General features: G+C 60.4%; 11 protein-coding genes. All 11 read left to right on the top strand.

The window, feature by feature from the left end:
* Positions 1 to 312 precede the first annotated feature (312 nt).
* A complete protein-coding gene (arnC, locus tag U367_RS0106240; RefSeq protein ID WP_028616167.1) occupies positions 313 to 1,347 on the top strand; it encodes an undecaprenyl-phosphate 4-deoxy-4-formamido-L-arabinose transferase in 1,035 nt (344 codons plus the stop codon).
* On the top strand, positions 1,344 to 3,335 hold the full coding sequence (gene arnA, locus U367_RS0106245) for a bifunctional UDP-4-amino-4-deoxy-L-arabinose formyltransferase/UDP-glucuronic acid oxidase ArnA (protein WP_028616168.1): 1,992 nt from the start codon (positions 1,344 to 1,346) through the stop codon (positions 3,333 to 3,335). Before arnC ends, arnA begins: the two co-directional genes overlap by 4 nt.
* A complete protein-coding gene (gene arnD / locus U367_RS0106250) occupies positions 3,335 to 4,219 on the top strand; it encodes a 4-deoxy-4-formamido-L-arabinose-phosphoundecaprenol deformylase (RefSeq protein WP_028616169.1) in 885 nt (294 codons plus the stop codon). Before arnA ends, arnD begins: the two co-directional genes overlap by 1 nt.
* A complete protein-coding gene (gene arnT, locus U367_RS0106255; protein ID WP_028616170.1) occupies positions 4,216 to 5,871 on the top strand; it encodes a lipid IV(A) 4-amino-4-deoxy-L-arabinosyltransferase in 1,656 nt (551 codons plus the stop codon). The genes arnD and arnT overlap by 4 nt, the downstream gene beginning before the upstream one ends.
* Positions 5,868 to 6,215 carry a 4-amino-4-deoxy-L-arabinose-phosphoundecaprenol flippase subunit ArnE gene (gene arnE / locus U367_RS0106260; RefSeq protein WP_028616171.1) on the top strand — a complete coding sequence of 116 codons (348 nt, stop codon included), beginning with the start codon at positions 5,868 to 5,870 and terminating at the stop codon, positions 6,213 to 6,215. The genes arnT and arnE overlap by 4 nt, the downstream gene beginning before the upstream one ends.
* Positions 6,212 to 6,613, top strand: a complete 402-nt coding sequence (arnF, locus tag U367_RS0106265; RefSeq protein ID WP_028616172.1) for a 4-amino-4-deoxy-L-arabinose-phosphoundecaprenol flippase subunit ArnF — start codon at positions 6,212 to 6,214, stop codon at positions 6,611 to 6,613. Before arnE ends, arnF begins: the two co-directional genes overlap by 4 nt.
* Positions 6,610 to 7,989 carry a UDP-glucose dehydrogenase family protein gene (locus U367_RS0106270; protein WP_028616173.1) on the top strand — a complete coding sequence of 460 codons (1,380 nt, stop codon included), beginning with the start codon at positions 6,610 to 6,612 and terminating at the stop codon, positions 7,987 to 7,989. Before arnF ends, U367_RS0106270 begins: the two co-directional genes overlap by 4 nt.
* 3 nt (positions 7,990 to 7,992) lie before the next feature.
* Positions 7,993 to 9,615 (top strand): ArnT family glycosyltransferase, encoded by a 1,623-nt coding sequence (locus tag U367_RS0106275; RefSeq protein WP_028616174.1) that lies wholly within the window; start codon positions 7,993 to 7,995, stop codon positions 9,613 to 9,615.
* Between the two features lie 191 nt (positions 9,616 to 9,806).
* Entirely contained in the window at positions 9,807 to 10,517 is a 711-nt protein-coding gene (locus tag U367_RS0106280; protein WP_028616175.1) for an HPP family protein, read from the top strand.
* A gap of 141 nt (positions 10,518 to 10,658) precedes the next feature.
* Positions 10,659 to 11,762: an enoyl-CoA hydratase/isomerase family protein gene (locus U367_RS0106285; protein ID WP_028616176.1), complete on the top strand. Its 1,104-nt coding sequence runs from the start codon at positions 10,659 to 10,661 to the stop codon at positions 11,760 to 11,762.
* A 3-nt stretch (positions 11,763 to 11,765) separates the two neighbouring features.
* Entirely contained in the window at positions 11,766 to 12,917 is a 1,152-nt protein-coding gene (locus tag U367_RS0106290) for an acyl-CoA dehydrogenase family protein (protein ID WP_028616177.1), read from the top strand.
* Positions 12,918 to 13,011 lie beyond the last annotated feature (94 nt).

Genomic DNA, 13,011 nt, shown 5'->3' on the forward strand with positions numbered 1-13,011 from the left:
GTTGAACCAATCGTCCTACAGACAGTTCCTATTTCGCTTACTAACTAAAGCCGACGCGCCGTTAGTTGCTTAGCTGAACCCTAGCTGTCTACCTGTCAAATAAACGAGTTTTTCATCTGCCTTTCATATCTGTTCCACATTTTTACGCTTAATCTTAAAGACAGCACTTCATAGCAAACCGCGCTATATCGTCTAACCTCTTGATTACGCTTCATCTTTAGCGCCGTTTATTAACCTGCGGCCTGGACTTTCGCCCAATGATTGCTGCTGTTGCCACGCGCCAAGTTGCTCTAACCCCGAGGTCATGAATCTTTGAAACCCTACCCTATTCATTGCGTGTCGATCGTTATCCCGGTCTACAACGAACAAGAGAGCCTGCCTGAATTGCTGCGCCGCACCACGGCAGCCTGCAAGCAACTGGCCTACGAATACGAAATCATCCTGGTGGATGACGGTAGTCGCGACAATTCGGCCCAACTGCTGGAAGACGCCGCCGCTGAAGACGGCAGCAACGTGGTGGCGGTGATCCTCAACCGCAATTACGGCCAGCATGCGGCGATCATGGCCGGTTTCGAGCAGTGCCGGGGCGAAGTGGTGATCACCCTTGACGCCGACCTGCAGAACCCGCCCGAAGAAATTCCGCGCCTGGTCGAGCAAGCCGCCCTCGGCTACGACGTGGTGGCCACCGTGCGCAACAATCGCCAGGACTCGGCCTTCCGCCGCTGGCCTTCGCGCCTGATCAACCTGGCCGTGCAGCGCTCCACCGGCGTGGCCATGACCGATTATGGCTGCATGCTGCGCGCCTACCGCCGCACCATCGTCGATGCGATGCTGGCCTGCCGCGAGCGCAGCACCTTTATCCCGATCCTGGCCAACGGCTTTGCCCGCCACACCACCGAGATCCTGGTGCACCACGCCGAGCGTGAACACGGCGAATCCAAATACAGCGCCATGCGCCTGATCAGCCTGATGTTCGACTTGCTGACCTGCATGACCACCACCCCGCTGCGCCTGCTCTCCATCGTCGGCTTTAGCCTGGCGGCGCTGGGCATTCTGTTTGCCCTGGCGTTGATCGTCATGCGCCTGGCCTTTGGTGCCGACTGGGCCGGCGACGGCTTGTTCGTGCTGTTCGCGGTGCTGTTCGTGTTCACCGGCGGCCAGTTCATCGGCATGGGCCTTTTGGGTGAATACCTGGGCCGCATGTACAGCGACGTGCGCGCCCGCCCACGCTTCTTTATCGAAAAAGTGCTGCGCAACCAACCGGCAGCACCGGCTCCCGTGGTCGTCGTCGACGGCCTGGTGTCTTCCCATACCTCTACTTCTTCTGCTGATCAGGTCCAATCATGAGTTCAAAAGCTGTTGTATTCGCGTACCACGACATTGGTTGTGCAGGCATTGAAGCGCTGCTCAACACCGGTTACGAAATTGCTGCTGTGTTCACCCATGCCGACGACCCGAAGGAAAACAATTTCTATGGTTCCGTTGCCCAACTGTGCGCACGTAACGGCATCCCCGTGCACGCGCCGGAAGACGCCAACCACCCGCTGTGGATCGAGCGCATCGCCAAGCTGAACCCTGACTACATTTTCTCGTTCTACTACCGCAACCTGCTGAGCGAGCCCCTGTTGGCCACTGCGCGCAAAGGCGCGTTCAACCTGCATGGCTCGCTGCTGCCGAAATACCGTGGCCGTGCCCCGGCCAACTGGGTACTGGTCAACGGCGAAACCGAAACCGGCGTGACCCTGCACCGCATGGTCAAGCGTGCCGATGCCGGCGCGATCCTGGCTCAGCAGAAAGTTATCATCGAGCGCAACGACACTGGCCTGACCTTGCACGCCAAACTGCGCGACGCCGCCAGCAACCTGCTGCGCGACGCCCTGCCGCAACTGGCCCAAGGCAAGCTGGCTGAAACTGCCCAGGACGAAAGCCAGGCCACTTACTTCGGTCGCCGCACCGCTGCCGATGGCAAGCTGGAATGGAAAAAACCGGCTGAAGAACTGTTCAACCTGGTCCGCGCCGTCACCCAGCCGTACCCGGGTGCCTTCTGCGCCGTGGGCGAGCACAAGCTGATCGTGTGGCAAGCCGAAGTGGTCAAGGGCAACGAAGGCCTGGCGCCAGGCCGTGTGATCAGCGTCAACCCGCTGCGCATTGCTTGCGGTGAAGACTCCCTGGTGGTCAAGTTCGGCCAGCGCAACGACAACGGTCTGTATCTGGCCGGTCCTCCCCTGGCCAACGAATTGGGCCTGGTCGACGGTTCCGTGCTGCGCGGCGCCGAGTCCGGCCGCAAGCCACGCCGTACCCGCGTGCTGATCCTGGGTGTGAACGGTTTTATCGGTAACCACCTGTCCGAGCGCCTGCTGCGTGACGACCGCTACGAAGTCTATGGCTTGGACATCGGCTCCGATGCCATCGAGCGCCTGCGCAGCCACCCGAACTTCCAATACGTGGAAGGTGACATCAGCATCCACACCGAGTGGATCGAGTACCACATCAAGAAATGCGACGTGGTCTTGCCGCTGGTGGCCATTGCCACGCCGATCGAATACACCCGCAACCCGCTGCGCGTGTTCGAGCTGGACTTCGAAGAAAACCTCAAGCTGGTGCGCTACTGCGTCAAGTACAACAAGCGCGTGATCTTCCCGTCGACCTCCGAAGTCTATGGCATGTGCCAGGACCAGTACTTCGATGAAGACACCTCCAACCTGGTGGTCGGCCCGGTCAACAAGCAGCGCTGGATCTACTCGGTTTCCAAGCAACTGCTGGACCGCGTGATCTGGGCCTACGGCGCCAAAGGCCTGAACTTCACCCTGTTCCGTCCGTTCAACTGGATGGGCCCGCGCCTCGACCGCCTGGACTCCGCGCGTATCGGCAGCTCCCGCGCCATCACCCAGTTGATCCTGAACCTGGTGGAAGGCACGCCGATCCGCCTGTTCGACGGTGGCGAGCAGAAGCGTTGCTTCACCGACATCGCCGACGGTATCGAAGCCCTGGCGCGCATCATTGATAACGACAACGACGCGTGCAACGGCCAGATCATCAACATCGGCAACCCGGAAAACGAAGCCAGCATCCGTCAGTTGGGCGAAGAATTGCTGCGTCAGTTCGAAGCGCACCCGCTGCGTGGCAACTTCCCGCCGTTCGCTGGTTTCCGCGATGTAGAAAGCAAGGCGTTCTACGGCACTGGTTACCAGGATGTGGCCCACCGCAAGCCAAGCATCGAAAACGCCAAGCGCCTGCTGAATTGGGAGCCGACCGTTGAAATGAGCGAAACCATCGGCAACACGCTGGATTTCTTCCTGCGTGAAGCCATGCTTGAAATAGCGGACAAAAAGTAATGCAGGCAGGCTTGCGAATCGACGTCGACACCTACCGCGGCACTCGTGAAGGCGTGCCACGGTTGCTCGAATCCCTGGATGAAGCCTCGGTTAAAGCGACGTTCTTCTTCAGTGTCGGGCCGGACAACATGGGGCGCCACTTATGGCGCCTCATCCGCCCGCAGTTCCTGTGGAAGATGCTGCGTTCCAACGCCGTCGGGCTGTATGGCCTGGACATCTTGCTGGCCGGCACCGCCTGGCCGGGCAAGCCGATCGGCCGTGACCTAGGGCATTTGATGCGCCAGGCCAAGGCCGCCGGGCATGAAGTGGGCCTGCATGCGTGGGACCACCACGGCTGGCAGGCCAACACCGGGCGTTGGAGCGAAGCACAGCTGGTCGAACAGATCCGCCGTGGCGTCGACACCTTGAACGACATTCTCGGCGAGCGCATCGACTGTTCGGCCGCCGCCGGTTGGCGTGCCGACGAGCGCGTGGTGCAAGCCAAGCAAGGCTTCAATTTCCGCTACAACAGTGATTGCCGGGGCACCAGCCTGTTTCGTCCAACCTTGGCCGATGGCAGCGCGGGCACCCCACAAATTCCGGTGGACCTGCCTACCTTCGACGAAGTCGTCGGGCCGGTGGTGGCTGCCAAAGACTTCAATACGTTCATCCTCGACCGCTTTGCCGCGTCGAAGCTCAACGTCTATACGATCCACGCAGAAGTAGAAGGGATTCTGATGGCCAATGATTTCCGCCAGTTGCTCGCCCAGGCAGGGCAGCGCGGCATCGACTTCAAACCGCTGGGTGACTTGTTGCCGGCGGACCTGACTACCCTGCCCCAGCAACAACTGGTGCGCGGCGTCTTGCCCGGCCGTGAGGGTTGGCTCGGAGTGCAACAGGCATGATCCGCCGTTGGGCCCTGCCCCTGCTCCTGTTGGCATTTGGCGTGTTTTTCCTGCTGCCGCTGGCTACCCATGGCCTGTGGATTCCGGATGAAACCCGTTATGCGCAGATCAGCCAGGAAATGCTGCTGACCGGCAAATGGGCGTCGCCGCACTTCATGGGCATCCGCTATTTCGAGAAACCGGCGGCGGGCTATTGGATGATCGCGCTGGGCCAGGCGGTTTTCGGGCAGAACCTGTTCGGCGTGCGCTTTGCGTCGGCGTTGAGCACTGGATTGAGCATCCTGTTGGTGTACCGGGTGTCGCGTCGGTTGTGGAACGACCCGCAGAAGAGCCTGATCAGCACCGTGCTGTACATGAGTTTTGTCAGCGTGGCGGCCCTGGGCGGTTATGCCAACCTCGATCCGCAGTTCACGTTCTGGGTGAATCTGACCGGTGTGGCCTTGTGGTTTTGCTTCGACAGCACCACCCGCAATGGGCGGCTCGGTGCTTGGGCGCTGCTGGGGTTTGCCTGTGGCATGGGCTTCATGACCAAGGGTTTCCTCGCCTGGTTACTCCCCGTGTTGATCGCCCTGCCCTATGCGATCTGGCAAAAGCGTTTTCGTGAGCTGTTGGCTTACGGCCTGGTGGCGGTGGTGGCGGCGATTGTCGTCAGCCTGCCGTGGGCGCTGGCCGTGCACCTGCAAGAGCCCGACTACTGGCACTTCTTCTTCTGGCACGAACATATCCAGCGCTTTGCCGGCGACGATGCCCAGCACGCCGAGCCGTTCTGGTATTACCTGCCGCTGCTGGTTGCGTTCTGCCTGCCGTGGGTGGCGTTGTTGCCGTCCACGCTCAAACAGGCCTGGCAGGACAAACGCAGCGCACAAACCGGCTTTGTATTGCTGTGGTTGCTGATGCCCCTGGCGTTCTTCAGCCTGGCCAAGGGCAAGTTGCCCTCCTATATCATGCCGTGCCTGCTGCCGTTGGCGTTGCTGATGGGCAGCACCCTGGCCGACAAGCTGGCCCAGGGTCGTTACCGCGCATTGCGTATCAACGGCTGGCTGAACCTGATCATCGGTGTGGTGATGCTGCTGGCGCTGAGCTGGTTCCAACTGAAAAAACCGGTGTATGAACACGGTCAGGAAACACTCAGCCTGGTACTGGTGTTCACATTCCTGTTCGGCTGGATCCTGGTCAACCTGCTGCAGGCCGCGCAGCCGCTTCGCTTGTGGGCGATGCCAGTGCTTGGCAGTTGGCTGATGGTCGCCCTGTTGCCAGCCGCGCTGCCGCACTCTGTGGTTTACAACAAGACCCCCGACCAGTTCATCATCGATCACCTGCAGGAACTGCAACCGGCCACTGCACTGTTGAGCAATGACCTCGGCGCCGCTTCGGCCTTGTCGTGGCGCCTGGCACGGCCGGACGTGACGCTCTACAACACCGTCGGTGAAGTCAAATACGGCCTTGCCTACCCGGATGCCGGGCATCACAAGGTGGATATGCCTCAGGTTCAGCAGTGGATGAGCGATGCGCGTAAAAAAGGCACGGTCGGTGTGGTGATGCGCGTCAAAGGTGACGATGAGCGAGCCGAAATCGCTTTGTTGCCCAGCGACGGCCAGCGCTATGAGCAAGGCAACATCGTGATCCTGATCTTCCCGCAGGTGACGCCTTGATCACCCTGCTGCTGTTATTGGCTGCCTGCTTGCTGACCTGCATGGGCCAGGTGTCGCAGAAATTCGCCGTGGAAAGTTGGCGCGACCTGCCCGAAGGCTGGGCGCTGAAACTGCGTTCGCCGTGGTTGTGGTCGGCGCTGATGTGCCTGGGCCTCGGCCTGCTGGTGTGGCTGCTGGTGTTGCAGCGCCTGGAAGTGGGCATTGCCTACCCCATGCTCAGCCTGAACTTCGTGCTGGTCACGCTGGTGGCACGGTTTGTCTTTCATGAGCCCATCGACAGCCGTCATTGGCTGGGCGTGGCGCTGGTAATCGGTGGTGTCGTGTTGTTGGGGCGCCACGTATGAGCCGGGTTCAAGGGTTTGTCTTGGCCCTGGGCAGTGTCGGCCTGGTCAGTGCCGCCCAACTGGGCATGCGCTGGAGCATGACGCGCTTGCCGCTGCCCAGCGATTGGCTCAGTGCACAGATCAATCTTGGCGCTCTCGGCGTGGTAAGCCTGGCGATCCTGGCCTACGCGCTGTCGATGCTCTGCTGGTTGGGCGCGCTCAAGCACCTGCCGCTGGGCCGCGCCTACTCGCTGTTGAGCATCAGCTACGCCTTGGTGTACCTGCTGGCGGCCAGCCTGCCGGTGTTCAACGAACATTTTTCCGTTTCAAAAACCCTGGGGGTGGCGCTTGTCATCCTCGGTGTGCTGGTTATCAACTCTCGTCGTGCTAGCGCTACAAGTCCCAGGAATGCCCCATGAAAATCAGTGTATTTGGTAGTGGTTACGTCGGTCTGGTGCAGGCCACCGTATTGGCCGAAGTCGGTCACGATGTCATCTGCATGGACGTTGACAAAAACAAGGTCGAATCTTTGCAGAAAGGCCATGTGACGATCTTCGAGCCGGGGCTGGCAGCGATGGTCAAGGAAAACCTGGAAAGCGGGCGACTGCACTTTACCCATGACGAGAAACTCGCGGTCGAACACGGCGAAGTGCTGTTTATCGCCGTGGGCACGCCTTCGGATGAAGACGGCTCGGCTGACCTGAAGTACGTGCTTTCGGTGGGCGATGCGGTCGCTCGTCATCGCAAGGAACCGGTGATCCTGGTGGAAAAATCCACTGTGCCCGTCGGCACTGGCGATACCCTGCGCGCGCATATCGAAAAAGCCCTTCACCTGGCTGGCCGGCACCTGGAGTTCGATATCGTCTCCAACCCGGAATTCCTCAAGGAAGGTTCAGCCGTGGCCGACTGCCGCCGCCCCGATCGCATCATCATCGGCTGCGAGCGTGAAGAAGTACGCGAGGTCATGCGCGACCTGTACGCCCCGTTCAACCGCAACCATGACCGCATCATCTTCATGGACCTGCGCAGCGCCGAGCTGACCAAATACGCCGCCAACTGCATGTTGGCGACCAAGATCAGCTTCATCAACCAGATCGCCGAGTTGGCCGAGCACCTGGGCGCGGACATCGAAGCCGTACGCCTTGGTATCGGCGCCGACTCACGCATCGGTTACCACTTCATCTACCCCGGCTGCGGTTATGGCGGTTCGTGCTTCCCCAAGGACATGCGTGCCCTGATCCACAGCGCCAAGCAGGCCAACTGCTCCAGCGACCTGTTGGAAGCGGTGGAAGCCATCAATCAGCGCCAGAAGAGCAAGCTGTTCGAACGCATCAATGCGTTCTTCAAGGGCAACCTGCGCGGCAAAACCTTTGCCCTGTGGGGCCTGGCGTTCAAGCCGAACACCGATGACATGCGTGATGCGCCCAGCCGGGTGCTGATGGAAGCCTTGTGGGCCGCCGGCGCCAACGTGCGCGCGTTCGACCCCGAAGCCATGCAGGAAACCCAGCGCATCTACGGCGATGATCCACGGTTGATGCTGATGGGCACCCCGGAATCCACCCTCGGCGGCGCCGATGCGCTGATCGTCTGCACCGAATGGCAGCAGTTCAAGGCGCCGGACTTCGACCTGATCCACCAACGCCTGAAAACCCCGGTGATCTTCGACGGCCGCAACCTCTACGACGGCGAGCGCCTGGCGCGCAAAGGCTTCCAGTACTACCCGATCGGCCGCGGCGACTCCTGCCAGTTGCCGATTCCGCAGCAACAATGGTTGCCGCAGGTTGTGGAAGCCTGATACGTGAACAAAGCTCAACCGTCCCTGTTAAATCCAACGGTCCGCCGCCAATCCCTCGGTTTGGGATTGCTGGCGTTGTTGCTATTCATAGCCGGCAGTTGGCACCAGGCAATCATCGGCTTCGACTCCCGCTTCGTGCTGTTTGCCCAGGAAATGTTGCGCCATGGGCCTGGTTTCTTCCCAACCACCTACGGCCAGCCTTATGCGGATTACCTGGCCACGTCGACGTTGATGACGTGGCTGGTGTCGTTGCCGTTTGGCGAGGTCACCCGCTTTACTGCCTGGCTGCCTACGGCCGTTGCCTCGGCGTCGATTGTCACCCTGGTGTATCGCCTGACGGCACCCTACTCCCAGCGCTGGGGTCTATTGAGCATCGCAATGCTGTTGCTAAGCAGCAGTTTTATCAGCGAAACCCGTGCGGTGTCCCTCGACCAGATGTTGGCGGCGATCGCCCTGGCGGTGTTCTACCTGGGGTATGCACACGACCACTTCGGTGCAGGTAAACGCCTGCATTGGTTGTACCTGCTGCTGATTCTCGGCTTTGCGGTACGTGGGCCGATCGGGCTGGTCATTCCCACTGGCGTGCTGTGCAGCTATTACCTGATCAACCGCCAATGGCGGCAACTGTTCAGCTTTGGTTTGATCGCGTTGGCATTGCTGGTGGCGTGCGTCGGCTTGTTATTGCTGATGGCTAAACTGAGCGGCGGCGAGCGTTTCATGCAGGACGTAATCCGCATGCAGTTCCTCGGGCGCATGGATGGCAGCGAAGGCTCCAGCGGCGTGCTGTATTACTTCACCAGCTCCATGGGCAACTATGCCCTGGCGTATCCGATGGCTGTGCTGGTGCTGTTGGCTATGGTGATCAGTGGGCGCCGGGTGCCGGGACCGGCATTGCAGTTGGTGTGGTACTGCGCCGCCGCGGGTCTGCTGGTGATGCTGGGCTTGTCGATTCCCCAGGCGAAAAAAGCGCGGTATGTACTGCCAATGCTGCCCATGGCGGCGATAATTGCCGCGTATCCGTTCCAGGTGGCACATGGGCGGCTGTTTGCCGGGTTACGTGGGTTGATGCTCGGTATCTGGACGTTGTTGCCGACGCTGTTGATAGCCGGGTTGCTCTTCGCGCGGCCGCGCTACCCGGAACAATTGAGCCATTTGGGCTGGGTGTTCGGTGTGCTTGGTGGGCTGCAGCTAGTGGCGTTGCTGGCGCTGTTCAAAACTCAATTGCGCACGGTCGGACCGGCTTTTGCAGGCGTACTGGCGGTATGGGCCACTTATATCCTGGTGGTCGAACCGCTTGAACGCAGTGTCTATGACACCCGTACCTTTACCTTGCAAGTGCATGAGCACGTCATGCAGCAAAAGGCGCCGGTGGTGTTGCACGGCCTGGGCAAAGACGCCAAGGCGATCAAATACATGGTCAACCTCGACTGCGACCAAGTGCCGTTGTTTACCCAGCTGGAAGCCGAGCTGAAGCCAATCCAGGGGCCAGCCTGGTTGGTGATGAGTCAAGCGGATTACGAAGGCTTGCAGGACCCGCGCTTTCGCACCCTTACCCCGACCCTGGTCGGTGAGTTTGACCGCAACCCTTACGTACTGCTGCACTTGGCCAAAGCGCCGCAACCTTGACCCTGCACCGGCAGTGCCGGCATTCAATTCATTATTTTTGCACTCAACCTGCATCAATATGCATTGGCGCCATGCTTCCTAGGTCGGCACACTGCATGAGTTCCTTCCCCCAAATGTTGGAACTTTCAAAGGGCTTTTCCGGGCAACCAGACAAGCCTTTTTTTTGCCCGCTGTTTATGGATCCCCTTTCAATGCTCGCTCGCTGGTTCCCCGCTGCTATCAATACTCGCCCCACTGAATGGAGCCGCGCCGCCATCGGCATGGCCTTGGGCACCCTGCTCAGTGTCTGGGTGTGTTCCCAAGTATTTGGCATGGAGGTGGCGTTGCACCTGCTCGGCCCCCTCGGCGCTTCGGCGGTGCTGTTGTTCGCCGTGTCGTCCGGTGCATTGGCGCAACCTTGGTCGATCATCGGCAGCTATCTGTGTGCGGGTGTGGTTGCGCTGCTGGTAGCCCGTGTCTTGGGTCCCTCCCTGGGCGGCGCCTGCCTGGCAGCGGGCATGACGGTGGTGCTGATGTGCTGGCTGCGTTGCCTGCACCCCCCGGCCGGTGGATTGGCCATGACGCTGGTTTTGGCCGACCCTGCCTCCGCCGCTCTGGGTTGGTATGAATTGGGCGCCGTGTTGCTCGGCGCCAGCGCCTTGCTGGCCTGCGCACTGGCTTACAACAACGCGACGCGCACGCGTTATCCCAAAGGCGCTGCCGAATTCCCGCCGGCTATTCTCAATCGTCCGCAGGCCGCACGAGACCCTGCGATCACTGCCGCCGACTTGAAGCTCGCGCTGGCTGAAATGGAGCAATTCTACGACGTGGAGCCTACGGAGCTGGAACAATTGATCCACGCCGCAGAAACCCACGCGCGCCGCCGCAGCATCGCTGAAGTACTGGCCAGCCGGGTGCCTTGAAGCCATCGTCCACTCCCTGCATAAATGCAAAAACAACCTGCATGATTCATGGTTGTACTGGGCAAATTTGCACTGGTACGATCGCGAGATGGTTCGTCCGCGAACATCTTGATAAAGAACAATAAAAGCAGGGAGTTATCGATGACTGCTCAGGTTTCATCCGAGGCAAGCCACGCAGAAACACTTCAGGACGAAGTCCTCGCCGAGGTCCGTAACCACATCGGCCACCTCACCCTCAACCGCCCCGCCGGCTTGAACGCTATCACCTTGAACATGGTGCGCAGCCTGACGTCCCAACTGCAGGCCTGGGCCGATGACCCACAGGTGTACGCCGTGGTCTTGCGCGGCGCCGGTGAAAAAGCCTTCTGCGCCGGCGGCGATATCCGTTCGCTGTACGACAGTTTCAAGAACGGCGATAGCCTGCACCAGGACTTCTTCGTCGAGGAGTACGCACTGGACCTGGCCATCCACCATTACCGCAAACCGGTACTGGCACTCATGGATGGGTTTGTCCTGGGCGGTGGCATGGGCCTGGTGCAAGGCGCCGACTTGCGCGTGGTCACCGAGCGCAGCCGCCTGGCGATGCCGGAAGTGGCCATCGGCTATTTCCCTGACGTGGGCGGCAGCTACTTCCTGCCGCGTATTCGGGGTGAGCTGGGGATTTACCTGGGCGTCACCGGGGTGCAAATCCGCGCAGCCGACGCGCTCTACTGCGGGCTGGCGGACTGGTACCTTGAAAGCAACAAGCTGGCCGACCTGGACCAGAAGCTTGATCGCCTGCAATGGCAAGACTCGCCGCTCAAGGATCTGCAAGGCGTGCTCGCCAAGCTGGCCGTGCAGCAACTGCCCGACGCGCCACTGGCTGCCTTGCGTCCCGCTATCGACCACTTCTTTGCGCTGCCGGATGTGCCGAGCATTGTCGAGCAACTGCAACAGGTCACCGTGGCTGACAGCCACGAATGGGCGCTGACCACCGCCAACCTGATGCAGACCCGCTCCCCCCTGGCCATGGCCGTTACCCTTGAAATGCTACGTCGCGGCCGCCGCCTGCCTTTGGAGCAGTGTTTTGCCCTGGAATTGCACTTGGACCGCCAATGGTTCGAACGTGGCGATCTGATTGAGGGCGTGCGTGCGCTGATCATCGACAAGGACAAGGCCCCGCGCTGGAACCCACCCACCCTGCATGGGCTTTCCCTTAGTCATGTAGAAAGCTTCTTTCAACACTTCGAGCAGGTTGCGAACTAAGCCATGCAAGACATTGAATATACAGAAGAACAAGTAATGATCCGCGACATGGCGCGCGACTTTGCCCGTGGCGAAATTGCGCCCTACGCCCAAGCCTGGGAGAAAGCCGGCTGGATCGACGACGCCCTGGTCGCCAAGATGGGCGAACTGGGTCTGCTGGGCATGGTGGTGCCTGAAGAATGGGGTGGCACCTACGTCGATTACGTCGCCTACGCCCTCGCTGTGGAAGAGATTTCTGCCGGCGACGGCGCCACGGGCGCGTTGATGAGTATCCATAATTCAGTGGGTTGCGGGCCGATCCTCAATTACGGCACAGAGGCACAGAAGCAGACTTGGCTGGCGGACCTCGCCAGCGGCCAGGCCATCGGCTGCTTCTGCCTGACCGAGCCCCAGGCCGGCTCCGAAGCTCACAATTTGCGCACCCGCGCCGAATTGCGTGATGGTCAGTGGGTGATCACTGGCGCCAAGCAATTCGTCAGCAACGGCAAGCGCGCCAAACTGGCAATCGTATTTGCCGTGACCGACCCCGAGCTGGGCAAAAAAGGCATCTCGGCGTTCCTGGTGCCCACCGCAACACCGGGATTCGTGGTGGACCGCACCGAACACAAAATGGGCATTCGCGCCTCCGACACCTGCGCCGTCACCCTCAACCAATGCACAGTGCCCGAGGCCAACCTGTTGGGTGAGCGCGGAAAAGGCCTGGCGATTGCTCTCTCCAACCTGGAAGGTGGACGCATCGGCATTGCCGCCCAGGCGCTGGGCATCGCCCGTGCGGCGTTTGAGGCAGCGTTGGCTTATGCCCGTGACCGCGTGCAATTCAATAAGGCGATCATCGAGCACCAGAGCGTGGCCAATCTGCTGGCCGACATGCAAACCCAGCTGAATGCCGCACGCTTGTTGATCTTGCATGCTGCACGACTGCGCAGTGCCGGCAAACCGTGCCTGTCGGAAGCTTCCCAGGCGAAGCTGTTTGCCTCGGAAATGGCGGAGAAGGTCTGCTCGTCAGCGATGCAGATTCATGGCGGGTATGGGTATCTGGAGGATTACCCGGTGGAGCGTTACTACCGGGATGCGCGGATCACGCAAATTTACGAGGGGACCAGCGAGATTCAGCGAATGGTGATTGCCAGGGAACTCAAGCACTACCAGCTTTAATTGACACAGTGCAAAATCATTGTGGGAGCGGGCTTGCTCGCGAAGGCAGTGGATCAGTCATGAAGATGTCGACTGAAACACCGCCTTCGCGAGC

The organism is Pseudomonas canadensis, assembly GCF_000503215.1.
GTDB lineage: Bacteria > Pseudomonadota > Gammaproteobacteria > Pseudomonadales > Pseudomonadaceae > Aquipseudomonas > Aquipseudomonas canadensis.